Source organism: Faecalibacterium sp. AM43-5AT, from assembly GCF_003603345.1.
Taxonomy (GTDB): Bacteria; Bacillota; Clostridia; order Oscillospirales; family Ruminococcaceae; genus Faecalibacterium; species Faecalibacterium taiwanense.
In genome coordinates this window covers 16,424-39,844 of record NZ_QVGZ01000006.1, presented here as the reverse complement: position 1 = coordinate 39,844, position 23,421 = coordinate 16,424, and the positions used below count along the sequence as shown (strand labels likewise).

Here is a 23,421-nt window from a genome sequence, read left to right as displayed (position 1 = left end):
AATGGTTCAACAAAAATACCAAAAGTGTTTAAACTCTGTTTTGATTTGCGGATAAAATAGAAGGAAAAGGGTCTTTGCATCAGTATAACACATTTCCCGACGCAGTAACAGCCTGCAGGGCAAAAGTGGCGGCGGGCGTAAAAATTTTCGCATTCTGCGTGCGTGCAGAGACATAGTATGGTATACTGGAAGAAAATAAGCTGCTGTGCCTTTGTGCACAAGGAGGGGTACTTACGTTTTTTGAGATCATCAAAGCCATCCTGATGGGCATTGTGGAGGGCATTACCGAGTGGCTTCCCATTTCGTCCACCGGTCATATGATCCTGCTGGAGCAGATCATCAAATTCAACGCAAGCGAAGAGTTCATGTCCATGTTCCGTGTGGTCATCCAGCTGGGTGCCATCATGGCCGTGGTGGTGCTGTTCTGGGGCAAGCTGTGGCCCTTTGGCATGAAGCAGGGCAGGGTCATTTCCAAGCCCAGTGTGTGGAACCTGTGGTTCAAGGTGGTAGCGGCCACGATCCCGGTGCTCATCATCAGCCCGCTGGACGACTGGATGGAAGCTCACTTCTACAATTACATCACGGTTGCCGCGATGCTCATTCTGTACGGCGCGCTGTTCTTTGTTGTGGAGAACCGCCGCGCCGCGCCGCACGTGAGCCGACTGGAGCAGATCACCTACCGCGATGCCATCATCATTGGCCTGTGGCAGTGTCTGGCCATCATTCCGGGCACCTCCCGCTCCGGTGCCACCATCGTGGGCGGCCTGCTGCTGGGCCTGTCCCGCGCCTGTGTGGCAGAGTTCACCTTCTATCTGGCCATCCCGGTCATGGCGGGTGCATCCCTGCTCAAGGTGGTCAAGTTCGTTGTCGGCGGTTCTGTGATGACCGGCACCGAGGTGGCTGTGCTGGCAGTGGGCTGTGTGGTGGCCTTTGGCATGAGCCTTGCCGCCATCCGCTTCCTGATGGATTACGTCAAGCGCCACGATTTCAAGTTCTTTGGTGCCTACCGCATCGTGCTGGGCATCATCGTGCTGGCAGTGGCGGCTGCGACGGCAATCTTCTGATTTTAAGCGGAAGAATTATTTTTATAATTTACAACCCCGGAAAATCTGCGGATTTTCCGGGGTCGTTTTTTCACGGGAAGGGTCGTGAAGGCAAGCGGCATTTGTTTTTTTACGGTGCTGTGAGCGGCAAAAAATTTCGATGCAGCCAAGGCGGGTGCGCCCTCTGCGGCAGCGCTGACGCGATGCCATTGTCTGCCAAAGGGCACAGGACTTTGCCAGATTTAAAGATGCCGTTTTTACGGAGTGCGAGGGCTTTCCGCGCTGGATGGACTGGCACCCGGAAGCGAGGACGTGGAGGGCGTGCCCGCCGCCCTTTACGACAGCACTTTTTCTTTGCAAAAAGATGTGCTATACTACAAAACAAGAGAGTATGCGGCAGCGTGCCGCGCAAACAAAATGGAGGAACCTGCTATGGAAGCATCCAAGGTCTATTATACAGATTTCCGCTGTCCCGTGGGCACCAGCCTGCTGGACAAGCTGCGCCGCGTGTGCATTGCTGCCGGCATCAAGGACATTGATATGGACGGAAAGTTCGTTGCCATCAAGATGCACTTTGGTGAGTTGGGCAATCTGGCATTCCTGCGCCCCAACTACGCCAAGGTGGTGGCCGACCTGTGCAAGGAGCAGGGCGGTCTGCCATTCCTGACCGACTGCAACACCCTGTATCCGGGCAGCCGCAAGAACGCACTGGAGCACCTCACCTGCGCCCAGCTGAACGGTTTCTGGCCCATGACCACCGGCTGTCAGGTCATCATTGCGGACGGCCTGCGCGGCACCGATGAAGCAGAGGTGCCGGTGCCGAACGGCGAATACTGCAAGACGGCAAAGATCGGCCGCGCCATCATGGACGCAGATATCTTTATCAGCCTGACCCATTTCAAGGGCCACGAAGCCACCGGCTTCGGCGGTGCCCTCAAGAACATCGGCATGGGCTGCGGCTCCCGCGCAGGCAAGATGATACAGCACGCCGCCGGACACCCGGAGGTGCAGCAGAGCCTGTGCCGCGGCTGCCACCGCTGCGCGAAGGAGTGCGGCTCCGATGCCATCACCTACGATGCAAACAACAAGGCCGTCATTGACCAGACCAAGTGCAAGGGCTGCGGCCGCTGCATCGGTGCCTGCAACTTTGACGCGATCTATTCCCAGTGCGACAGCGCCAATGAGATGCTGGACCGCAAAATGGCCGAGTATGCGGCTGCCGTATGCGCAGGCCGTCCCTGCTTCCATATTTCTCTGGTGCAGGACATCAGCCCCAACTGCGACTGCCACGGCGAGAACGATGCTCCCATTCTGCCGGATATCGGCATCTTTGCGTCCTTTGACCCGGTGGCGCTGGATCAGGCCTGCGCGGACGCCTGCCTGAATGCACAGCCGCTACCGAACAGCCAGCTGGGCCAGAACCTTGCAAAGCCCGGCTGGAACTGCCACCACGACAACTTCAAGGATTCCAACCCCAATATCGAGTGGAAGGCCACGCTGGAGCAGGCCGAGAAGATCGGCATGGGCACCCGCCAGTATGTGCTGAAGAAGGTCTGATGCCGCAGGCGGCCCCGGCCTTTTCCGCAAAAACAAAAAGAAGCTGACCAGCCCGGTCAGCTTCTTTTTCTGTTGGGTTCACTGGCCCGCTGCGGGCACGCAGTCGTCCAGCACGGTCTGCAGGGCCTGCCAGTTCTTCAGGGTGCAGCCGGGCAGGGTGTCCGGGTCAAGGCCGGCATCCTCAATGCGGCCAGCCATGCTGTCCTTGTCGCTCAAAAGGCTCAGCGCGTCCGGCTCGATCATCGTCCAGGCCTCGGCAAAGCTTTCCTGCTCATCAGCGTCCAGCGTGTCGTACCAGCTGTAGAAAGCTTCCTGCACGGCTTCCGGGGTGCGGGAGGCAAGGCGGGCGTTTTCTGCCCACTGCAGCAGGGATGCCGCTGCGATCACCGATTTGAGCGAGCAGCCGGAAACACCCGGCCCCCAGCCCAGACAGGGCTCAAAGGCGGCAGCGGTGCCGGTGATGGAGAAGATGGAGTTCTCGTCAAAATCGCCGGGGTTCAGGCCGGAGGTGTCGGCCCGGGTGGTGGAATCGGGCAGGTCTTCGCCGGAAGCAGCAGAGCTTGCAGAACTGCTGGCAGAGCTTGGCGCTTCGGAACTGCTGGCGGTTGAGCCGCCGCAGCCTGCCAGAATGCTGCAGGCCAGCGCTGCGCAGAGCAGCAGCGAGAGGATGCGGGTATATCTTGATTTCATAGTAGTGTCCTCCTTGAGCGGTGCCGCAGCCGGGCCGCAGCACTTCAAAACGATACACCCTAAGTATACGTTCTGCCGCGGCGGTTGTCAATCGGACAGCGCAGAACGAATTTCAAGCAGAAAATATGCACCCTGCACAAAGAAGGAATGTATTTTTGGGAACTTTGCATTCTTGACATTTTTTGCAAAAATCGGTTGACTACAAGTATAGTGTCTGCCCACGTCAGCCGGAAAGGAGGGAAACGCCCATGAAGCACCGCATCACAGCCGCATTGGAGCGGTTCTCCCGCGCAATGCTGGCACCGCTGAGCTATCTTTCGGCGGCGGGCCTGCTGCTGGTGGTGGGCGCACTGCTCACCAGTGCGCCGCTGGCCGGGGTGCTGCCCTTTCTGCGGTGGGAGCCGGTGCAGCTGGCGGGCAGGATCATTTACAAATGCCTCACGGCGGTCATTTCAAATCTGAGCGTGCTGTTCTGCACCGGTCTTGCGGCGGCGCTGGCAAAGCGGGAAAAGCATCAGGCGGCGTTCATCGCCCTGATGAGCTATCTTGTCTACCTGACAGCGGGCAATGTAACGCTGACCGAGTTGGGCCTGCTGGCGCAGCCGGATGCGCTTACCGGCCTGTACAGCGCAGGCCAGACCATGGTGCTGGGCATCCAGACTGTGGATACCGGCGTGTTCGGCGGCATTCTGCTGGGCCTGCTCACCGCCTTTGTGTATGACCGCACCTGCGAAAAAGCCCACCGCGGCATTCTGGGCGGTGTGTTCTCCGGTGTGCGGTGGTCCTTTGCCTGCATGGCGGCACTGGCGGCGGTGCTGGGCTTTGGGGCCTGCTTTGTCTGGCCGCCTGTCCAGAAGGCCATTGCGGCCGTCACCGGCTTCATTGCCGCTTCCGGCAATATCGGGTTGTTTTTGTACGGCTTTCTGGAACGGCTGCTCATCCCTACAGGGCTGCATCATCTGGTGTATATGCCGTTCCAGTTCTCGCAGCTGGGCGGTCAGCTCACGGTGGGCAGCATCACCTATACCGGTGCCTATGTGGTCACGATGACCGAATATAACCTCGGCCTGCCGTTTTCGGATGGCATCGTGTGGATGTACACCGGCTTTACCAAGACCTTCGGCTACTTTGGCATTGCGGCGGCATTCATCTTCTGTGCCCGGCGGGGCAGCCGCAAAAAGACTGCTCTTCAGCTGCTGCCGCTGGCCTTTACGGCATCGCTGGCTTCCATTACGGAGCCGCTGGATTTTCTGTTCTGCTTCTCGGCACCGGTTTTGTGGCTGGCGCACGCAGCCATCTCCGGCATCTTCATCGTGCTGCTGCACCTGTGCGGAGTCACGGCGTTTACCTCGAACCTTCTGGGGTCGCTTGTGATGAACCTTTCCGCTGGTGCGGCCCGCACGAACTACCCGGTGCTGTATCTGCTGGGCCTTGCCCAGATCGCGGTGTATTTTGTGGTGTTCACTGTGCTCATCAAGGCGCTGGACCTGCCCACACCGGGCCGCCGCCCGGAAGAGCCGTCCCGGCCGGAAAAGGCCCTGCCGCTGGACGAGCAGGGAGTAGAAAAGCTCATTGCAGCCTTTGGCGGGCGGGAGAACATCCGCACGGTGGACAACTGCTTTACCCGCCTGCGTGTCACGGTGAACGACCCGGCCTTCGTCAAGGAGCAGGCCCTGAAAGCCCTGCCCTGCAGCGGTGTGGTGCAAAGCGGCTGCGATGTGCAGATCGTGTACGGCATCCGCGCGCCGGAGGTGCGGCAGGCGGTGGAGCGGCGGCTGGACAGGGCACTTTTCTAGGCAGGACGGCGGAGAAAGCTCCACGATGGCCTGCCAGTACAGAGAAAGCTTACAAATTGCGAAAGGAAATTTTCAATGCAGGAAAAACCGTTTCTAAACCAGAAAAAAACACCTGAGGTGGTTGGCCGCTTTGCCCCCAGCCCCAGCGGGCGGCTGCATCTTGGCAATCTGGCCTGCAGCCTGCTGGCGTGGCTCAGCGCAAAAAGTCAGGGCGGGCGTATCGTGCTGCGCATTGAGGATCTGGATGCCGAGCGCTGCCCGCGCATCTATGCCGACCTGCTGGAACAGGATCTGGACTGGCTGGGCCTTGCGTGGGACGAGGGCGGCAGCACCGGTGGGCCGAACGGCCCCTATTACCAGAGTGAGTGCGCGGAGATCTACACCGCAAGCTACAAAAAGCTGGAAGAGCGCGGCCTTGTGTACCCGTGTTTTTGCTCCCGCGCCCAGCTGCACGCGGCCAGCGCGCCCCATACCTCGGACGGCAACGTGGTCTATCCGGGCACCTGCCGCGGCCTGACCGCTGCCGAAATTGAGGAAAAAAGCAAAAAGAAGGCCCCTGCCTACCGTCTGATGGTGCCGGACGAGGACATCACATTTGTGGATGGCTGCATGGGCCTGCACACCGAAAATCTTTTGCACGACTGCGGTGACTTCTACCTGCGCCGGGCAGATGGCGTGTTTGCCTATCAGTTGGCCGTGGTGGTGGACGATGCCCGCATGGGCGTTACCGAAGTGGTGCGCGGTGCAGACCTGCTTTCGTCCACGGCACGGCAGCTGTATTTGTACCGCCTGCTGGGCCTGCAGGCACCGGGGTTTGCCCACTGCCCGCTGCTGCTGGCCCCGGATGGGCGGCGGCTCTCCAAGCGCGACGGCGACCAGAGTCTGGAAAACCTGCGGGAAAAGTATACCGCGCAGGAGATCGTGGGCAAGCTTGCCTACGCCTACGGCCTGCAGCCGGAGCCTGCGCCCCGCACACCGGAAAGCCTGATCAAGGACTTTTCCTGGGCAAAGGTGCCAAAGCAGGATGTCTGCCTGCCGGAGGATCTGTTCTGAACAAAAAAGAAATGCGCTGCCCCCGATGACAGCGCATTTCTTTTTTATAGAGATTCAGATGCGGCGCATCTGCGGCAGATCGTTGGTGTCCATCATACGGCTGAACGCGGTATCCAGTGCCAGCGCCAGCAAAGCGCCCAGCGCTGCATCGATGCAGCTGTGCTGCTTGAGCAGCATGGTGGAGCATACAATGGAGATGCACAGCACATCAGCGGCCGGGCGCATCCAGCGGAACCGGGGCTGCTCAAAGATGCGGCAGCGGTGATAGGCCAGCATCAGCGTGACCGAGTTGAACACATGGATGGACGGGCAGACATTGATGGGTGTGTCGGTGCTGTACAGGAACCGCACCGCACGGGCGAAGATGTCTGTGCCCGGCACATAGCAGGGGCGCAGATTCAGCCCGGTGGGCAGGATCACGTAGCAGGCCAGCGCAATGGTCATACCGCTGAACAGCGGCATACACAGCCGCCAGAAGTCCTCCCGGGGTGCCTTCCACAGAAGGAAGAACAGGGTGAACGGGATCCACGGAAACCATGCAAAATAGGGGATGGCCGCATATTTGCAGAAGGGAATCAGATCGTCCAGCCGGCAGTGCACGAGGATGTGCGGCATATGGATCTGGGTGTTCAGGAAATTGAATGCGGAAAGATAAAGTATGAGATACAGCGCCATGAAGCAAATCGGATGGCGCGAAAACCAACTGCGTTTCATTGAAAAAGCCTCCTTTTTGCAGAAGTGAAAGCTCTTAGCACTGTGAAATTATACGCCGGGAATGTGACAAAAACAAGAACGAAAGCAGACAACATTGCTGAAAAACAAATAAATTATTTGTGCGTATTGCGTAAAAAAGAGCCTGCCTTCGCGGCAGGCTCTTATAAAATGCAGAGGAAAGATTCAGATGACCTGCTGTTCCAGCCACTTGCCGCGCAGGAAGCGTACAAAGAAGCACAGGGAGCGGAACGCCCAGTCCAGATACATGCCCATCCAGATGGCCAGCAGGTCGCCGTGGAAGGCCAGCACACACAGGTAGCAGAAGCCCACCCGGAAGGCCCACATGGACACGATGCTCACGGTCATGGTAAAGCGGGCATCGCCTGCCGCACGCAGGATGTTGGGCATGGTAAAGCTGGAAGGCCAGATGAACAGCGAAACGATGTTGAACCACACCATCACTTCCAGCGCCATGGCGTAGGCCTCCGGCGAGAGGTTGAACAGGCTCAGCGCAAACCTGTTGGCAAACAGAAAGGCCGAAAGGTTCATGAACCATGCGCCGCAGTAGGCAAACAGCATCAGGCGGCGGGAGTAATACACGGCCTGATCCTTTTCGCCTGCGCCAAGGCACTGGCCCACCACGGTCAGCGCAGCCATGCCCACGGCGTTGGCCGGGATGTTCAAAAAGGTGGTGGTGGTGTTTGCCACGGCGTTGGCCGCAATGGCGGCGGTGCCCAGAGTGGAGGTCAGGCTGGAAACGGACAGCTTGCCGATCTGGAACATGCCGTTTTCAATACCGGCCGGGATGCCCACCCGCAGGATCTGCTGGATGAGCCGTGCCTTCGGGGCAAGGGCCTGCAGGCCGTCCACCCGCAGCGGGCAGGCGGGCCGCTGCAGCAGGTACAGCACAGCCACGCAGGCAATGGCGCGGGACACAAGGCTGGCCAGTGCGGCACCCATCACGCCCATTTTGAAGCCGTAGATCAGCACGGCGTTGCCGCCAATGTTCACCACATTCATCACAAGGCTGGACATCATGCTGATCTTGCTGTTGCCCTGCGCCCGGAACAGGGCCGCACCGGCGTTGTACAGGCCGATGAACGGGTAGCTCAGGGCCGAGAGAAGGAAGTAGGTCTCGGCATAGCGCATCACGTCCACGTCGATGGAGCCGAAGATGCCGCGCAGGATGGCATGGCGGCCCGCCACCACAACGGCGGCCACCAGCAGGCTGAAGCTGGACAGGATGAACAGGATCTGCGCCGCTGCATTCTTGGCATCCTTTGGCTCCTGCCGGCCGATGTACTGGCTGGTGACCACCGCGCCGCCGGTGGCAAGGGCGCTCATGATCTGGATCATCAGGGTGTTGAAGCTGTCCACAAGGCTCACGCCGGAAACAGCGGCTTCCCCCACCGAGGAGACCATCAGCGTGTCGGCCAGACCGATGGTCACGCTGAGCGCCTGCTCTGCGATCAGCGGCAGCAGCAGGGCAATGAGCTGCTGCCGGGTGAACAGCGGCGGCTTATGGAACGCGGGCGTTTTGGTTGCTGTCATAGGTTCCTCCGTGACGGTGACAAGATACACTTGGATACATGACCTATATCATACAGCAGAACGCGCAGAATTACAAGAGAAAATCTTCTGTCAGGAAAATTCCCGACTGGGGGTCAGGCTGGTGCCGTAATATACGATATAATCATACGGGACGGTCGGCCCGAACACCGTCTTGTCTGGGTACTTCCTCAGCATGTCCGCTTTCAGGTCGGCCGGGGTCTCGGGCACACCGGCGCAGAGCGTATCGGAGCACACGGCATTCCAGAGGCCCGCAGAGAACGAGGTGCAGTTGTAAATAGCCGACCAGTGGTCTGCGTTGGCCAATGCCTGATTTACAGTGTCTAGCTGGCTCTGGTCCAGTGAGACCTGAATGCCGTAAAGATTCTGATAGTAAGAAGCGTTCAGGTAATATTTGTAGTAGCCCTCCAGATTGTACCAGATGCCGGAATGCTCGCAGCGGTTGCCGCGGGTGCTTACGGTGATGGACGTATCCGGCGCAATGAGCAGTCCGCCCACATTGATATCCTGCTCCGAGACATTGGTGATGGTGAGGAAGCTGTGTCCGCTGGTGTTGAGGGGAACATCGCCGTGGTCATCGGCGCGGGCAAAAAGCCGCAGCACCGCAACGGCTCCCTCGGCAGGGGCATCACCGTAGGCCTGCGCAGGGGACTTGTGGTCTGCCTGCGCAAAGTGGTACGGCCCGCCAAAGTTGGTGGTAAAGCCAACGATATTGAGCATCAGGTCGGCAGAACCGGTGATATCTGTTACCACCTTATCCTCTTTTGCGGCGGGCTGTGCGGCCTTGGGCTCCTGTGCGTAGGCGGGCAGGGCGCACAGGCAGGCCAGCAGCACGCAGCAGGAGAGGATGCGGAAAAACTGTTTTTTCATAGATGCCTCCATTTATGTTTTTTTCAGGTAAAGCTTACCGTTTTTTGCAGGGTCTGTCAAGGACTGCGGCAGGCGGAAAAGCCGCGCCGCAGCGTGTTTGTTCCACTTTACCCGTGCAGGCAATTGTGCTAAAATAAACCTGAGGTGCACCGCGCTTTGCAGGAGCGGGGAGTGCACTGTGGTAAATGAGATAAGAAATAAAAGGTAAATCAGAACCCAAAGGGGGAACAATATGCCAAAAGCAGCCCATAAGGTGGTCGTGATCGGCCACCGCAACCCGGATACCGACTCCATCTGCTCGGCCATTGCCTATGCAGAGCTGAAAAATAAGACCAGTGATCTGGTCTGTGAGCCCCGCCGTGCAGGCAAAATGAATCAGGAGACCGAGTTCGTGCTCAAAAAGTTCGGGGTAAAGCCCCCGCGCATGTGCACGGACGTGAACCCGAAGATCCGCGATGTGGACTACCGCGAGATGCCCGGCATCCCCGGCTCCACCAGCCTGCGCAAGGCGTGGGAGATCATGCGTGACCAGCAGATCGACACCTTGCCTGTTACCAGTGCAGACAACGAGCTGGAAGGCGTGATCACCGTGAAGGATATCGCCACAGCCAACATGGACGTGTTCGATACCGGCATCCTTGCCAAGAGCCGCACCAGCTTCCGGAACATTCTGGAAACGCTGGACGGCACCATGGCGGTGGGCAGTGAGGATGACGTGTGCACCACCGGCCACATCCGCATCGGCACCGCTACGCCCGAAATGCTGGAAAGCACGGTGGAAAAAGGGGACATCGTGATCCTGACCAACCGCTACGAGAGCCAGCTGTGCGCCATCGAGAAGGAAGCGTCCCTGCTCATCCTGTGCAACAACGCCAAGGTGGGCCGCACCATCCAGCGCATTGCCGAGGAGACCGGCGTTGCCATCATGACCACCCCGGTGGATACCTATGCTGCCGGTAAGCTCATCAGCCAGTGTGCGCCCATCTCCTACTATATGACCCGCAGCGACATCATGAAGTTCACCCTCGTCACGCCGGTGGCCGATGTTACCCGCGTGATGGCCAAGGTGCGCCACCGCTATTTCCCCATCCTCGACGAGGACGGCAAATACTGCGGCATGGTCAGCCGCCGCAACATCATCAATCTGCGCAAGCGCCGCATCATTCTGGTGGACCACAACGAAGCCACACAGGCCGTGGAGGGTTTCGACCAGGCCGAGATCCTTGAGATTATCGACCACCACCGCATCGGCAGTCTGGAAACCAGCGGCCCGGTGTACTTCCGCAACCAGCCGGTGGGCTGCACCGCCACCATCGTCACCCAGATGTACGACGAAAACGGCGTGGAGATCCCGCCCCAGACGGCCGGTCTGCTGCTGGCGGCTATCCTGTCGGATACCCTGATGTTCCGCAGCCCCACCTGCACCCCCGTGGATGAAGCCAGCGCCCGCCGCCTTGCCAAAATTGCAGGGGTGGACATCAACGAGTTTGCTAATGAGATGTTCGAAGCAGGCGAAAAGCTGGACGGCAAGACCGCCGAGGAGGTGTTCCTGCAGGACTTCAAGGTGTTCATGTGCGGTGATATCCGCTTTGGCGTGGCACAGGGCAGCTACATGACCCGCAAGAACCTGCTTGCCGCCGAAGCGCTGCTGCAGCCCTATCTGGAAGAAGCCCGCAACAAGCAGAACGTGGAGGACATCTACATGCTGCTTACCGATGTGCCCAAGGAAGAAAGCGTGGTCATCAGCAATGGCCGCTATGCCTCCGAGGTGCTGGCCGACGGCTTTGAGACCCAGCCCGCCGAGGACGGCAGCTTTACCCTGCCCGGTGTGGTGAGCCGCAAAAAGCAGTTCATCCCGGCGCTGATGACCGCCTATCAGGAGCTGTAAGATGTTTGATTTTCTGCATAAAAAAGCACAGGATGCCACGCCGCCCTCCCTGCCGGAAGGCACTGTGCGCCGCCGCTATTCCATCGAAGGGCAGGTGCAGGGGGTGGGCTTCCGCTACCGCGCCCGCTATGCGGCCCAGACGCTGGAACTGACCGGCTGGGTGGAGAACGAGGACGACGGCAGCGTGACGCTGGAAGTGCAGGGCGACCCGGAAAAGTTTCTGCGGCTGTTCGCCATGATCCAGAAAAGCGATTACATCCAGATCACCGGCATCCGCCAGAAGGATCTGCCGCCCGACCCATGGGAGCGGGGCTTCTCGGTAAAGGGGTATTGATCTGAACTGCAAACAAAAAAGCTGACGCGAAAGCGTCAGCTTTTTTGCTCTTTCTAAATTTATCAACCTGCTGTTTTTAGCGGGGAATTGTCTGTCCAGATGGTGCCGTCCAGCAGCCGGGTCACAGCCAGAGTGCCGTTTGCGGAAACACGGGCCGGGTCCAGCGCGTAGAAATCGCTCTCCTTCAGGTTCGCGGGGTCTGCATCCGGGCGGATGCCCACCACGCAGACCCAGTGGCCATAGGCGGCGCTGGTGGCGATATGGGGGTAGTTCACCTCGTTCCAGCCGGAGCCGGTCAGGTGGTATTCATAGCTGGAGGTGCGGTTCGTGTGCCGTTTTACGCCGCTCACCGCGGTGTTTTTCAGGTGCACGATCACCGGCTTCCCGGCGGAAAGCTCACTGTAAAGCTTCTGCAGGCACTCGGACAGGCTGCCGGAATAACCGTAGTAGCCGCCCGCAGACCAGACCGCACCGTTTGACCACATGCCGCTGCCGGAGGAAACTTTTCCATCCAGAATGGTGCGTGCATAGCGCAAGGCGTACCAGCTGCATTTGCCGGAGGTCTGGTTGCCGATGGAAAGGATCTGGCTGGTGCTGAAGTCCAGCATCCGGATGCCGTGCGTTTCCTGCAGGGCAGCTGCGTGTGCGTGGGGAACGGCCAGAGCCAGCACAAGGCACAGCGCCAGAACTGCCGCCGCCAGCCGCTGTGCCGCGCGGGCGGGACAGTGTTGCATATTGAGCCACATCCTTTGTTTTTTCTACGACCTTATTTTACCATGCAAAAATGGTAGAATTGTGTAAAATCGTAATTTTTTGAAAGAATTCTGAAAGATGGATCGGAACACAACATCTGTCCAAACCGGGAAGGACTGTGCCCCGGAAAAGAACAGCATGGAGCTTCCGGCCGGAAGAAGATTTTCCAGTACGGTAAAGAACCTTTGCGAAATAAGGACGGTGTATCTCAATACTGCAACAAAAAGCCGCTGTTTCGTTGATTTTGAACGAAAATGTTTCGGAAACTTTATGCATCTTCTCAATTGACAAAACCAACTGCTGTCGGATACAATAAGGCCAGAAAAACCCCCCGTGACACAAAGGGGGTCACCCCCCAAAAAAGAAACATAACCACAAAAAACAAGACTGGAGGGATACCTTATGAAGAAATTGTCAAAGATCGTTGCCCTGCTTCTGGCAGGCGCGCTGACCATGCTCCTGTTCACCGCCTGTGGCGGCGGTGGTCAAACCGAAGAGCAGAAAGTGATGGCCAAAATCAGTCAGGAGAAGGGCGTCCAGGCGACCAATGACGCAGAGCTCCGCGCAGTGGCTGAAGGGCACTTGAACGAGGATCGCAAGGATCTTGATGCGAAGTTCAAGATTGCTGGCTACTTGACAGCGTTCAATTTCCATTCGGAAAAGGTGGGAAATGACCGGGTCATTACCATCACCGCCCGGTATGATTATAAGGATACCCTTCTGAACGCTGTGCTGAAGAAAATCTCGGAGTACGTTGACACGAATACTGGTGTCACGGTGAACCAGAACGGCGACTGGTCGAATATAGGCGTTGTGGTCCAGAGCAACAACGAGCAGAGCTACATTGGTATTTCCATCCGCCTCAAGGGCAAAAAGTAAAAAAATTCCTCACCCTTTCCCCCGGAGCGTGGCCGCAAGGCCGCCCTTCGGGGCTTTTTTGCGTTTAGGAGCAAACTCCCCCAGTCGCCTGCGGCGACAGCCCCCTCAAAGAGGGAGCCTTTCCCGGCGGCAAAGCTTCCGGCTCAGGTGCAAAGCTTCCGGTTTCGCCAGAGCCTCCCTCACTGAGGGAGGTGGCAAACCCGCAGGGTTTGACGGAAGGAGTCTGCCCCGCCCCGGGGCTTTTTTGCGTTTGGGGACAATTGCCAAAAAGAACTGCGGAATTTGGGCGATCTGCCTGTTGACATGCGGGGGGGGTATGGATAAAATAAATTCAGACGGGTAAAGCGATTTGGGGTCGCCCAAACCGTCAGAATTTGAAAGCAGGAGGAACATTACAATGAAAATGTTCAAACGTTTCGCAGCCGCCCTTCTGGCCGGCGTGATGGTTCTGGCAATGCTGACCGCTTGCGGCGGTGGCGCTGGTGGAAGCAGCTCGAATGAGATCGAGAGCAAGGTGCTGAAGTATCTGAATACTGTCAATGGCACAAGCTACAGCAATAATGCCGATCTGCAGAGCAAGGTTCGTGCCGTTCTGGCCAAAACGGATGATACTGGCGTTATCAAAGCAGAAGATGTTCCGTATGTGCAGAATGATGAAAGCGGAACGGCCCAATACATGCAGTGTGTTTCTGACCTCAATATGAATGAAGCTGAAAATACTGTTTCTTTTGTGATGTATGTATTTGACCCGAATAAAATGGATGAAATGCTGAGACCGGTTACAAAAGCTGAACTGAAAGATGTAAAGCCGCTGGAAGTTAACGATGAATTCAAGGCAAAACTGGATGATGTCCTGGAGAATGCGACCCCCGGCACTCCTTCTGGAAAGCTGTCTACCATGAAAGATGTCGGTGTTGCAACCTACACGGCCTCCAATGGCAAGACTTATATTGGCATTGCCATCAAGTGTGAAGGTACGATTCGTAGTTAATAAAGTTTTGTTGCCCCGAGGAGCACCCGCTCCCCGGGGTTTTTTGCGTTCGGGACAAACTCCCCCAGTCGCCTGCGGCGACAGCCCCCTCAAAGAGGGAGCCTTTCGCGGCGGCAAAGCTTCCGGCTCAGGTGCAAAGCTTCCGTTTTCGCCAGAGCCTCCCTCACTGAGGGAGGTGGCAAACCCACAGGGTTTGACGGAAGGAGTCTGCCCCGCCCCGGGGCTTTTTGTATCCAACAAACTGACGTATTGGCTCAAAAATGATTGGAAACGATAGGTAGTCTGTACATTGACGCGGGGGAGGGGAAAACTGTAAAATATACATAGGCCCTCCGGGCATTTGGGACGCGGAAAAGGCCTGTAATTCATTTTATGATGGAGAGACCTAACATGAAAAAGTTGAAACGTCTTGTGGCCGTTCTTCTGACCGGCATCATGGCGCTGGCAATGCTCACCGCTTGCGGCGTTACCCCCAGCGCACCTTCAATGCGCGATACTGCGCTGGAAAGGGATGTTGCCAAGTGGACTGTGGAATGGGGCAAGAACCAAAACCCGACACTGACCGTTGATTCGGAATTGACAGAGATCAGCAATAAGTGCCTGCCTGTTGCTGTCAAGGCGGTGGATGCTAGGCTTACTTCTCCGATTGATCAGAAGGCTTATTTTGACGCAGTGAAAAAGCGGGAGACGTTTTTTGCTGAAGCAAAGAAGGGCAAAACGGCTGCGCTGGTGCCCGTGGACTTTTCGAGCGAAGAGGAAGTCACCAAGGATACTCTGGCCCATGCCTATGCCGCTTTGAGACCGGATATTCAGAGTAACTTGGAACAGGCTGGCGTTATGAATCCGACCAAGTTCGGCGTTACCGTTACCAAGCAGAAGGAATACACTCTGGTCCTCTTCGTGGTCAGCCAATAAGCGTACCTTCTCAAAACTTGCATCCCTGCCCCGCAGAGCACCCGCTCTGCGGGGCTTTTTTGTGTTTGGGGGCAAACTCCCCCAGTCGCCTGCGGCGTGCCAGATTCCCCCTTTTGTCGCTGCGCGACATTTTCCCCCGGCCGGGGGAAATCGTCCCTCAAAAAGGGAGCCTTTCGCCTTCCGGTCAGATGCAATAAACCTCCCCCTTTCGGGGGAGGTGGCATCGCGCAGCGATGACGGAGAGGGTTGCCTCCCTCACTGAGGGAGGTGGCAAACCCGCAGGGTTTGACGGAAGGAGTCTGCCCCGCCCCTCCCGGCGGCAATTCTGAATGGTTTCTCTGTCAAACCGTGTCGTTTTGTGGTACAATAAAAACGTATTCTGATGTGAACAGGAAAGGACGTTTCCATGCAGCTGTTTGAACTGGTGTCCCCGCGGCTGTTCCGCCCGCTGGCGGGGCCGAACCGGGCTTTTTATGCGGAATTGCTGCTTCTGCTCTGGGAGGAGTGCCGCCACACGGCGGATTACAGCATTTCCCGTGCGGAGGCCGTCTGGCGTGCCGAGGATTACTTTGCCGCACTGGCAAAGCCCCTTGCGCTGGATGCCGACGGTGCGGGCGATGAGGACGAGCAGCCCACCCGCGACCCTCACACGCTGGCCGTGGGCTTTCTGCTGCGGCTGCGCCGCACCGGCTGGCTGGAAGAGCAGCCCGGCAGCTACGAGGGGGAAGCGTCCCTTGCCTTTGTGCCGGAGGTAACGCCGCTGCTGGAAGCGCTGGAAGAGATCCTGAACCCCCGCGTAGTTACCTATACCGGCAAGCTGTACAAGGCATGGCAGCTGCTGGGCAGCATCGGGCAGGAAAAAAGCCCCTATGAGAACGTTCTGCGGGAGGTGGACGCAGACCTCGAAGCGCTGAACCGCTCTCTCCGGGCACTCAACGCCTCCATCGGCCACTATATCGACCGGCTTACCCGCAACCGCACCCCGCAGGAGGTGCTGGAACTGTTCGACCAGTACGAGGAAAAGGTGGTGGCGGCGGCCTACCACCGCTTCAAGACCAGCGACAACCTGTTCAACTACCGCGCCTATCTGGAAGAGGAGCTGGACGACTGCGAGGAGAACTACCTGCCGCAGCTGGCCTTTGATTATGCCCGGGTGGAGCGCTGCGCCCCGAACGAAGCGACACCTGCCGTGCGTGCACTCATCCAGAAGCAGCGGGACGCGCTGGAAGAGATGAGCCTGCTCATGCGCGAGATCGATGCAAGCCACATCCGCTACCGCAAGCGGGCTGTGCAGCGGGCACAGTTCCTGCTGCTGAGCGACCGCTCTTCGCAGGGCAGCGTCACCGCCCTGCTGCGCCGCTACGCCGAGGACATCCGCACCCCGGAGCAGCTGTTTGAGCCGGACGACGGCCCGGTGGCAAAGCGGCTGCATCTGTACCCGGCGGCAGTATTCGGGGAGAAATTTCTGTACCCGCCCGCTGCCCAGCGCACCGCCGAGCCGCTGGCCCCGGTGCGCACCGAAGGATTCGATCCGGAACAGCTCAAAAAAGAGCAGCAATTGCTGCTGGATTACGCCCGCCTTGCCGTCACCGAAGAGAACGTGGCCCTGCTGGTCCGGCAGGCCCTTGCCGCCCGCCCGCAGGTGAACGCGTCGGTGCTGGCAGAGGAATACCCGAACGATTTTGCCCGCATCATCGGCCTGCACACCTACTCGCAGTCGCCGCACCGGGATTATGACATTCAGCTCACCGGCAATTGGGTGGAGCGCGGCGGTTTCCGCTTTGAGGACTTTATCCTCACCCGCCGCAGGGAGGAAGAAAATGGCAACCATTAACATGCTGGAAGAAACCGCGAATTACCTGCTGAACCACTGCTTCGTGCTGGGCGGCGTGGAGGATCAGCGGGCAAAATATCTTTATGTGCAGGATCATCTGGACGAGGTGCGCGCTGTGTTCGCCCCGCTGGGCTATTCTGTATTGCTGTACCCGGCACCCTTGCAGGCGGCGGCTCTGGTCAACGGCCACGAGGGCAGTCAGGCCCGGCTGCTGAAATACGAGAGCATCCTGCTTTTGGTATTGCGGCTTTTGTACCTGCAAAAGCGCGAGAGCCTTGCGGCCAATGCCGACGAGGTGCTGGTGACGGTGGAAGAGGTGCAGACCGAGCTGCAGAAGATGAATCTGCCCCGCCGTCTGGACCAGAAAACGCTGGAAAACCTCATGCGCACCCTGCGCCGGTACAATCTGGCGCGGCCTGTGGGGCGGCTTTCCGGGCTGGACAGCCGCATTGAAGTATTTCCCACCGTGCTGCTGGCCCTGCCGGATGCCGACCTTGCGGATGCAGCGGCAGAATCTGCCCGCACCCGCACAGAGCTTGGCCTTTATGAACGACCGGAAGAAGCAGGGGAGGGTGAAGAATGATCGAACTCAAACGGCTGAAGCTTATCAACTGGCACAACTTTGAAAATGTCACCTTCGACTGCGCACGGCTCACTTATATGATCGGCGTGAACGCCGTGGGCAAGACCACCATTCTGGATGCCATCCGCTACTGCCTGACCACCAACCGCAATTTCAATGCGCTGGGCAATAAAAAGAGCGGCCGCACCCTGCAGGGTTCGGTGCACGCAAAGCAGCGCGGCGAGAACGCCTACCGCCGCCCGGGCCATACCGTGGCCTACATCGGGGCGGAGTTCTGGGACAGCGTCAAGCGCACCCCCTTCGTCATCGCGGTGCGGGTGGAGTCCGAAGGCCCCATGCAGGAGCTGCACCCCGGCGATCAGACATGGTATCTCTCGGAGGACGGCTGCACGCTGGAACAGCTGCCCTTCATCGACCCGCGCACCGGTGCACCCAGCGCAAAGGAGGACTTCAAGCCCGCAACGGGCCGTCTCTCCTACACCCGCAGCCCCAGCGAAGCGCGGGACCGCATCTGCCGTGCGCTGGGCATCGGGCGCGCCTCCAGCCCCTTGGGCAAAAAGTTCAACGAGGTGTTCCAGATGGGCACCAGCATGGACGAGATCCCCAACTTCCGGGAGTTTTTGTACCAGTACATCCTGCCCCAGCCGGAGCTGGATCTGGACGCTTTGCAGGGCGACCGGCTGGAACTGGAAAATCTGCACGCCGTGCTGGCCGAAGCACAGACCCGCGCCGACGCGCTGGAAGAGATCGTGGATTTTGGCCGCGAAGCTGCCGAAAAGCAGACCCAGACCCTTGTGAACCGGGGCGCAGCGCTGCTGGCCCGCGCCGCTGCCGACGGCGGCGAACAGACCGCCTGGCAGGAGCATCTGGATGCGGGCCGCCGCCAGCTGGAACAGCTGAGCGCCCGCTATGCCGAGGCCAAAAATGCCGAAGCGGAAGCCCGCCGGGCCTATCTTTCCGCCCACGGTGCCGCCAGCGCCAGCGGCGAGGGCCGGGCACTGGACGCCCTGACCGAGGAGCTTTCCCGCCGCAAAACGGCGCTGGATACCGCCGCACGCAAAGCCGAAAAGGCAGAAAGTGCCCTTGCCCGCACCCAGAGCCTGCTGGCTATGCTGCGCCGCAGCGGCTTTGCTGCCGGCATCAAGGCCGAAGAGCTGACGGCGGACACTCTGCCGCAGCTCACCGCATGGCTCTCTGCGCAGGAAAAACCGCTGGAGGAAGCCTATTTTGCTGCCCGCCAGAACACTGCTGCTTTGCAGAAGGAGCAGGCCGGCAAGCGCGCCGAGCTGGACGCGGTGTCCGGCGGCAAGTGGGTCTACCCCCACGGCGATGCCGCCACCCGGGTGCGGGATGCCGTGAATGCGGAACTCAAGAGCCGGGGCATTCAGCCGGATGCGAAAATTTTCTGTGAACTGTTGAACGTGGAGGACGAAAGCTGGCAGGACTGCGTGGAAGCCTGCCTTGGTGACCGCCGCTTTGATATCCTTGTGCCGCCCGCCCACTACGAAGCCGCCAAGAGCGCCTTTGTGGCCCTGAGGGACAAGGTGGGGCCTATCAGCCTGCTGGACACCCCGGGCATCCGCAAGGCCAACCGCCGCGCCGACAAGTACGGCCCGGACAGCCTTGCCGCGCAGGTGAGCAGCGAAAACCCGCTGGCTGCACAGTATGCCCAGACCATTCTGGGCCGCATCGTCTGCTGCGACACCCCCGATACGCTGGAACAGTACCCGGACAGCGCCACCCGCGACCTTCTGCGCCACCACCCCTTCCGGCTGGAACGGCTGCGCACTCCCCAGCGGTATATCGGTCTGGACGCACGCCGCGCCCGCGCCGGGGCGCTGGCGGCCGAACTGGAAGCTCTGGGGGAAAGCGCCCGTGCTGCCGCCCAGACAGAACAGAACCTGAAAGCCGCCTATAACCAGTACCAGACCCTGCTGCGGGGCACGGCACTGGACGAGCTGGCTGCGCTGTGGGATGCCCGCGCCGCACTGACTGCCGCACAGAATGCTGTGACCGAACAGGAAGCAAAGCTCACCGAGTGCCGCGAGAACCCGCTGCTGCAGCAGCTTTACAAGGAGGAAGAAGCCCGCGAAGCCGCGTGGGAGGCTGTCCGCGCCGCCGTGGAGCAGGCGGGCGGCGACATCCGCGTGTGCCAAAAGCAGATCGCCTCCTGCGAAGCAGAGCAGAAAAAGACAGGGGAAACGGCACAGCAGAGCGCCGATGCTGCCCGGAGCTTCTTTGCGGCGCATCCGCTGGTGGAGCCGCTGGCCCGCACCCGGATGCTGGCGCTGGCCCCGGCAGATAAGCCCCGCGCCGCCGCACAGGCTGCGGAAAAGGCGCAGGCCAAGCTGGACGATGCGCTGGCCGTCTATCTGACCGGCACGCTGGAACCGGCCCAGAAAGCCTACAACGAGCACTATGTGTGCGATTATCCGCTGGGCCTTGCAGGGCTGGACCAGTACCGCGCCCAGCACGAGAGCCTTGTGCGCATCGATCTGGAACGCTACGCCGCCCGTCTGGAGCAGGCCCAGCGGGACTGCAAGGACCGCTTCCGCAAGGATATCCTGTTCCGCATGAAGGACGATATCTTCAACGCACGGCGGCAGTTCCGGGAGCTGAACAAGGTGATGGAGCAGCTGACCTACGGCGAGGAGGTCTACCGCTTTGAGCTGGAGCCAAGCCGCGACCCGCAGCTGGCGGCCTTCTATCAGGTCATCGTGGACAAGGGCAACCAGCAGATGACCGAGGGCGACTCGCTGGACAACCTTGCCGCCACCGCCGACCCGGCCTACGAGCGTCAGGTGGACGAGCTGATGGAAAAGATCATGGCGGATGTGGACGAGAACACCCGCGCCCGGCAGGAGGGCCGCACCGGCGGCGTGACCCTGTCGGACTATGTGGACTACCGCACCTATCTGGACTATGACATCAAGGTGACGAACCGGGTCACCGGCCAGCAGGCGTATCTGTCCCGCGTCAGCCGCGATTCCTCCGGCGGCGAGAATCAGGCCCCCTTCTATGTGGCCATCTGCGCCAGCCTTCTGCAGATCTATGAGAAGAGCGAGAACAGCATCCGCCTTGTGCTGCTGGACGAAGCCTTCAGCAAGATGACCAGCGACCGCATCCGCCCCATGATGGAGCTGTTCCGCCGCCTGCAGCTGCAGGTGCTGCTCATCTCCACCGTGGAAAAGAGTACCGCCATCCAGCCCTACTGCGACATCACCTACTCCATCGTCCGCCACGGCGACGCTAACGCAATAGCGCCCTTTATCCGCCTTGCGGCGGAATGATGTGCGCATTGTATGCGCAATGATGTCTGCCTGCGGGGCATGATAGAATGTGCGATAGCACACATCATTTTGCGCAGCAACCTCATTTCTGCGCAGCAGAACATCATAAAAAAAGAAGCACGCATCTGCGTGCTTCTTTTTTATTGCTACCGCAGTGGCAGCACATCTTCATCCTCGTTGATCTCTTCCATCATCCCATCCGCAAAGTACCAGCCTCTGCCGTACAGCGCCTCGCTGCCGTCGGCGCACAGGATATACGAGCCGTCCGGCAAAGCGAGAAAATGCCGCTTTTTGCTGTCGGCAAGGGCGATGTCCTCCACCTTCTGTCCGTCCAGCACATGATCCCGGATGAACTGGTAGTGGGGCAGGATGCGGGTCTCGGTCAGGCCAAGGCCGTTCATCCAGCGGGAGTAGTGCGGGTCGGCGGCTTCGCCCGGTTCCTCGGGCGCGGCGTACACGATGTGGGCGGCGTTCATGCTGCCGGCACTCACGCCCAGCACGATGCCGTGGTAGTTGTGGAACAGCCCCGGCAGGCCCAGCTGAGCAAAAAAGTGGTTCTGGGTGGGCACGTGCCCGCCGCACAGCATCACAAAGCCGCTTTGGGGCAGAAGAGAACCGATCTCCTCGGCATTGCGGGCATCGCAGGGGATGAGCGCCGTCAGGGGCAGGTGGGCGTTCGCAAAGCTCTGAGCAAACACCCGGCACATCTCGTCGTTCTGCTCGTAGGCATAGGGGTCTGCCGCAATGGCAAGGCCCAGCACGGCGTGATCCGGCCAGACGGCCCGCAGGTTCGCCACAAAGTGGTTGCGCGTGTCCAGCACCGGAATATCCGGCCCCGGCTCAAAGGGGCAGCCGCTGGGGCTGCTGGTCAAAAACAATGTCATAATGATTCCTCATAAAAAGTGAATAAAGGCTGTGTCCATTTTAACACGATTTTGCTGCCAGCGGCAGAGCCAGAATCACCAAAAAAATCCCCCGCTTTTCGCCGTTTCGCAGAAAGCAGGGGATCTTATCAGGCCTTTCGGTAATGGAACACCTTGTCCTTGGCAAGGAGCATGGCAGCGCTCACGGCCAGAGCCGCCAGCTCGGCGGCGGTGACGGCCAGCCAGATGCCGTCGATGCCCAGCAGCAGCGGCAGCAGGAGAATGGCGATCACCTGAAATACCAGCGTGCGCAAAAAGGAGATCAACGCGCTGGTCACGCCGTCGCCCAGCGCCGTGAAGAAGGAGGACGCATACACGTTGAAGCCCATGATGAGGAAGCTCAGCGCATACAGCCGGAAGGCCCGGCTGGTCAGGGCCAGCAACTCCGCATCGTAGCCCACGAAAATGCGCGCTACACAGGGGATGATGAACATGGAAGCCAGCGTCAGGGTCACAGCCACCACGGCGATGAGCCGCAGGCTCTTGCGGTAGAGGTTGTGCACCTCGGCGTGGTTGCGGGCACCGTAGTGGAAGCTGACGATGGGCGCACTGCCTACGGCATAGCCCACGAACACCGCCACGAACAGGAAGGCTGCGTACATGATGACACCGTAGGCGGCCACGCCGTTCTCACCGGCCAGACGCAGCAGCTGGTAGTTGTACAGGATATTGACCAGCGACATGGAAAGGTTGGTCATCAGCTCGGAAGAGCCGTTGATGCAGGCGTCCCGCAGCACGCCGCCATAAACTTTCGTCTTGCACAGGTGCAGGCGGCTGGAGTTGCTGCGGTCGATGAAGTAGAACACCGGCAGTACGCCGCCCACCAGCTGGCTGATAAAGGTGGCAATGGCAGCGCCCTCCACGCCCCAGCCCCAGATACCCACCATCAGCACATCCAGCACCATGTTGGTGCAGCCCGCGCCCACGGTGAACCAGAAGCCGAGGTGCGGCTTTTCGGCGGTGACGAAAAAGCTCTGGAACATATTCTGCAGCGCAAAGGGCGGCAGAGCCAGCATCAGGATGCGTCCATAGCGCACCGCATAGTCCAAAAGCTCCCCCTTTGCGCCCAGCAGCACGGCAATGGGCCGCAGGAACACAATGCCCAGCACGGCCAGCACACTGACCGAGACCAGAGCCGCCAGCAGGAACAGGGTAAAATAGCGGTCGGCCTTTTTCTGGTCGCCCTCGCCCAGCGTGATGCCCACGATGGCGCTGCCGCCGGTGCCCAGCATAAAGCCGATGGTGCCCAGCAGCATGGGCAGCGGCATGATGAGGTTGACCGCCGCAAAGGCCGTCTTGCCCACAAAGTTGGAGACACACAGGCCGTCCACGATGCCGTAGATGGAGGTGAACAGCATGGTGCCGATGCAGGGCAGCACGAACCGCAAAAGGCGGGAATAGGTAAAATGATCGGAAAGCTGGATCCGCTGCTTGGACATGGCGTCCTCCTTTCTGCACAAGGTGCAAAAAACGGGCCGGATAAATGTCCGTGAGTGCACGCCCGGCCTCGATCTGCTTCGTCACTACGGCAACGAAACCTCCGGCGGGGCGCTGTCTGCACGGCATCTTATCCGGCCCGTTTCAAATTACGTTGAAAACGGTCCTCCGATGAACCGAAAAAGAGCATATCAGAATTTATTTTTGTTGTCAAGGCAGAAAAATCAAAAAAATCGGCATTTGAGGGTCAAAATTCATAAACTGTCTCTTTCCAACGTTTATCAAACCTGTTAGAATGATAA

At 59.3% G+C, this 23,421-nt stretch carries 19 protein-coding genes; 12 read left to right on the top strand and 7 right to left on the bottom strand.

Features of this window, described 5'->3' with window-relative positions:
- Positions 1–203 precede the first annotated feature (203 nt).
- Both DW937_RS08780 and DW937_RS08775 read left to right on the top strand, forming a co-directional pair.
- Positions 204–1,064, top strand: coding sequence for an undecaprenyl-diphosphate phosphatase (locus DW937_RS08780; RefSeq protein WP_256372191.1), 861 nt, complete (start codon positions 204–206; stop codon positions 1,062–1,064).
- 411 nt (positions 1,065–1,475) lie between these two features.
- Positions 1,476–2,600, top strand: coding sequence for a DUF362 domain-containing protein (locus DW937_RS08775; protein ID WP_120020820.1), 1,125 nt, complete (start codon positions 1,476–1,478; stop codon positions 2,598–2,600).
- A 78-nt stretch (positions 2,601–2,678) separates the two neighbouring features.
- Here the strand turns inward: DW937_RS08775 and DW937_RS08770 are convergent, their stop codons facing one another.
- A complete protein-coding gene (locus DW937_RS08770) occupies positions 2,679–3,290 on the bottom strand; it encodes a hypothetical protein (protein WP_120120690.1) in 612 nt (203 codons plus the stop codon).
- A gap of 248 nt (positions 3,291–3,538) precedes the next feature.
- Here DW937_RS08770 and DW937_RS08765 point away from each other — a divergent pair, with 248 nt between their 5' ends.
- On the top strand, positions 3,539–5,086 hold the full coding sequence (locus DW937_RS08765; protein ID WP_120120689.1) for a PTS transporter subunit EIIC: 1,548 nt from the start codon (positions 3,539–3,541) through the stop codon (positions 5,084–5,086).
- 75 nt (positions 5,087–5,161) lie between these two features.
- Entirely contained in the window at positions 5,162–6,139 is a 978-nt protein-coding gene (gene gluQRS, locus DW937_RS08760) for a tRNA glutamyl-Q(34) synthetase GluQRS (RefSeq protein ID WP_120120688.1), read from the top strand.
- 54 nt (positions 6,140–6,193) lie between these two features.
- On the opposite strand, the gene DW937_RS08755 is transcribed toward gluQRS, so the two are convergent.
- The 3 genes from DW937_RS08755 to DW937_RS08745 all read right to left on the bottom strand — a co-directional run bounded on the left by DW937_RS08755 (position 6,194) and on the right by DW937_RS08745 (position 9,292).
- Positions 6,194–6,853, bottom strand: a complete 660-nt coding sequence (locus tag DW937_RS08755; RefSeq protein WP_118529211.1) for a phosphatase PAP2 family protein — start codon at positions 6,851–6,853, stop codon at positions 6,194–6,196.
- Between the two features lie 183 nt (positions 6,854–7,036).
- Positions 7,037–8,404 carry an MATE family efflux transporter gene (locus tag DW937_RS08750; protein ID WP_120120687.1) on the bottom strand — a complete coding sequence of 456 codons (1,368 nt, stop codon included), beginning with the start codon at positions 8,402–8,404 and terminating at the stop codon, positions 7,037–7,039.
- Positions 8,405–8,494: 90 nt separating this feature from the next.
- The gene (locus DW937_RS08745) at positions 8,495–9,292 is read right to left on the bottom strand and encodes a hypothetical protein (RefSeq protein WP_243111450.1); all 798 of its coding nucleotides are present in this window, start codon (positions 9,290–9,292) and stop codon (positions 8,495–8,497) included.
- 232 nt (positions 9,293–9,524) lie between these two features.
- Here DW937_RS08745 and DW937_RS08740 point away from each other — a divergent pair, with 232 nt between their 5' ends.
- The gene (locus tag DW937_RS08740) at positions 9,525–11,180 is read left to right on the top strand and encodes a putative manganese-dependent inorganic diphosphatase (RefSeq protein ID WP_120120685.1); all 1,656 of its coding nucleotides are present in this window, start codon (positions 9,525–9,527) and stop codon (positions 11,178–11,180) included.
- Position 11,181: 1 nt separating this feature from the next.
- Positions 11,182–11,514 (top strand): acylphosphatase, encoded by a 333-nt coding sequence (locus DW937_RS08735; RefSeq protein WP_120120684.1) that lies wholly within the window; start codon positions 11,182–11,184, stop codon positions 11,512–11,514.
- Positions 11,515–11,576: 62 nt separating this feature from the next.
- On the opposite strand, the gene DW937_RS08730 is transcribed toward DW937_RS08735, so the two are convergent.
- Entirely contained in the window at positions 11,577–12,248 is a 672-nt protein-coding gene (locus DW937_RS08730; RefSeq protein WP_120120683.1) for a hypothetical protein, read from the bottom strand.
- A gap of 421 nt (positions 12,249–12,669) precedes the next feature.
- Between DW937_RS08730 and DW937_RS08725 the strand changes: the two genes are divergently transcribed.
- The 6 genes from DW937_RS08725 to DW937_RS08700 all read left to right on the top strand — a co-directional run bounded on the left by DW937_RS08725 (position 12,670) and on the right by DW937_RS08700 (position 20,759).
- Positions 12,670–13,146 carry a hypothetical protein gene (locus DW937_RS08725; protein ID WP_120120682.1) on the top strand — a complete coding sequence of 159 codons (477 nt, stop codon included), beginning with the start codon at positions 12,670–12,672 and terminating at the stop codon, positions 13,144–13,146.
- A 397-nt stretch (positions 13,147–13,543) separates the two neighbouring features.
- A complete protein-coding gene (locus DW937_RS08720; protein WP_120120681.1) occupies positions 13,544–14,137 on the top strand; it encodes a hypothetical protein in 594 nt (197 codons plus the stop codon).
- Between the two features lie 390 nt (positions 14,138–14,527).
- Positions 14,528–15,052, top strand: coding sequence for a hypothetical protein (locus DW937_RS08715; protein WP_120120680.1), 525 nt, complete (start codon positions 14,528–14,530; stop codon positions 15,050–15,052).
- Positions 15,053–15,458: 406 nt separating this feature from the next.
- Positions 15,459–16,886 (top strand): Wadjet anti-phage system protein JetA family protein, encoded by a 1,428-nt coding sequence (locus tag DW937_RS08710; RefSeq protein WP_120120679.1) that lies wholly within the window; start codon positions 15,459–15,461, stop codon positions 16,884–16,886.
- Complete coding sequence (locus tag DW937_RS08705) at positions 16,873–17,469, top strand: DUF4194 domain-containing protein (RefSeq protein WP_005937508.1); 597 nt, start codon at positions 16,873–16,875, stop codon at positions 17,467–17,469. The genes DW937_RS08710 and DW937_RS08705 overlap by 14 nt, the downstream gene beginning before the upstream one ends.
- Positions 17,466–20,759: an SbcC/MukB-like Walker B domain-containing protein gene (locus DW937_RS08700; RefSeq protein WP_120120678.1), complete on the top strand. Its 3,294-nt coding sequence runs from the start codon at positions 17,466–17,468 to the stop codon at positions 20,757–20,759. Before DW937_RS08705 ends, DW937_RS08700 begins: the two co-directional genes overlap by 4 nt.
- Before the next feature lie 146 nt (positions 20,760–20,905).
- Here the strand turns inward: DW937_RS08700 and DW937_RS08695 are convergent, their stop codons facing one another.
- Together DW937_RS08695 and DW937_RS08690 are read right to left on the bottom strand one after the other, a co-directional pair.
- On the bottom strand, positions 20,906–21,643 hold the full coding sequence (locus tag DW937_RS08695; protein WP_005937502.1) for a Type 1 glutamine amidotransferase-like domain-containing protein: 738 nt from the start codon (positions 21,641–21,643) through the stop codon (positions 20,906–20,908).
- Between the two features lie 128 nt (positions 21,644–21,771).
- On the bottom strand, positions 21,772–23,121 hold the full coding sequence (locus DW937_RS08690) for an MATE family efflux transporter (RefSeq protein WP_120120677.1): 1,350 nt from the start codon (positions 23,119–23,121) through the stop codon (positions 21,772–21,774).
- Between the last annotated feature and the right edge of the window lie 300 nt (positions 23,122–23,421).

Coding starts and splice junctions, on each gene's coding strand:
- DW937_RS08730 (WP_120120683.1), bottom strand. CDS start 12,248: ATGCAACACTGTCCCGCCCGCGCGGCACAGCGGCTGGCGGCGGCAGTT.
- DW937_RS08720 (WP_120120681.1), top strand. CDS start 13,544: ATGAAAATGTTCAAACGTTTCGCAGCCGCCCTTCTGGCCGGCGTGATG.
- DW937_RS08690 (WP_120120677.1), bottom strand. CDS start 23,121: ATGTCCAAGCAGCGGATCCAGCTTTCCGATCATTTTACCTATTCCCGC.
- DW937_RS08765 (WP_120120689.1), top strand. CDS start 3,539: ATGAAGCACCGCATCACAGCCGCATTGGAGCGGTTCTCCCGCGCAATG.
- DW937_RS08735 (WP_120120684.1), top strand. CDS start 11,182: ATGTTTGATTTTCTGCATAAAAAAGCACAGGATGCCACGCCGCCCTCC.
- DW937_RS08740 (WP_120120685.1), top strand. CDS start 9,525: ATGCCAAAAGCAGCCCATAAGGTGGTCGTGATCGGCCACCGCAACCCG.
- DW937_RS08700 (WP_120120678.1), top strand. CDS start 17,466: ATGATCGAACTCAAACGGCTGAAGCTTATCAACTGGCACAACTTTGAA.
- DW937_RS08710 (WP_120120679.1), top strand. CDS start 15,459: ATGCAGCTGTTTGAACTGGTGTCCCCGCGGCTGTTCCGCCCGCTGGCG.
- gluQRS (WP_120120688.1), top strand. CDS start 5,162: ATGCAGGAAAAACCGTTTCTAAACCAGAAAAAAACACCTGAGGTGGTT.
- DW937_RS08755 (WP_118529211.1), bottom strand. CDS start 6,853: ATGAAACGCAGTTGGTTTTCGCGCCATCCGATTTGCTTCATGGCGCTG.
- DW937_RS08715 (WP_120120680.1), top strand. CDS start 14,528: ATGAAAAAGTTGAAACGTCTTGTGGCCGTTCTTCTGACCGGCATCATG.
- DW937_RS08705 (WP_005937508.1), top strand. CDS start 16,873: ATGGCAACCATTAACATGCTGGAAGAAACCGCGAATTACCTGCTGAAC.
- DW937_RS08745 (WP_243111450.1), bottom strand. CDS start 9,292: ATGAAAAAACAGTTTTTCCGCATCCTCTCCTGCTGCGTGCTGCTGGCC.
- DW937_RS08695 (WP_005937502.1), bottom strand. CDS start 21,643: ATGACATTGTTTTTGACCAGCAGCCCCAGCGGCTGCCCCTTTGAGCCG.
- DW937_RS08750 (WP_120120687.1), bottom strand. CDS start 8,404: ATGACAGCAACCAAAACGCCCGCGTTCCATAAGCCGCCGCTGTTCACC.
- DW937_RS08725 (WP_120120682.1), top strand. CDS start 12,670: ATGAAGAAATTGTCAAAGATCGTTGCCCTGCTTCTGGCAGGCGCGCTG.
- DW937_RS08775 (WP_120020820.1), top strand. CDS start 1,476: ATGGAAGCATCCAAGGTCTATTATACAGATTTCCGCTGTCCCGTGGGC.
- DW937_RS08770 (WP_120120690.1), bottom strand. CDS start 3,290: ATGAAATCAAGATATACCCGCATCCTCTCGCTGCTGCTCTGCGCAGCG.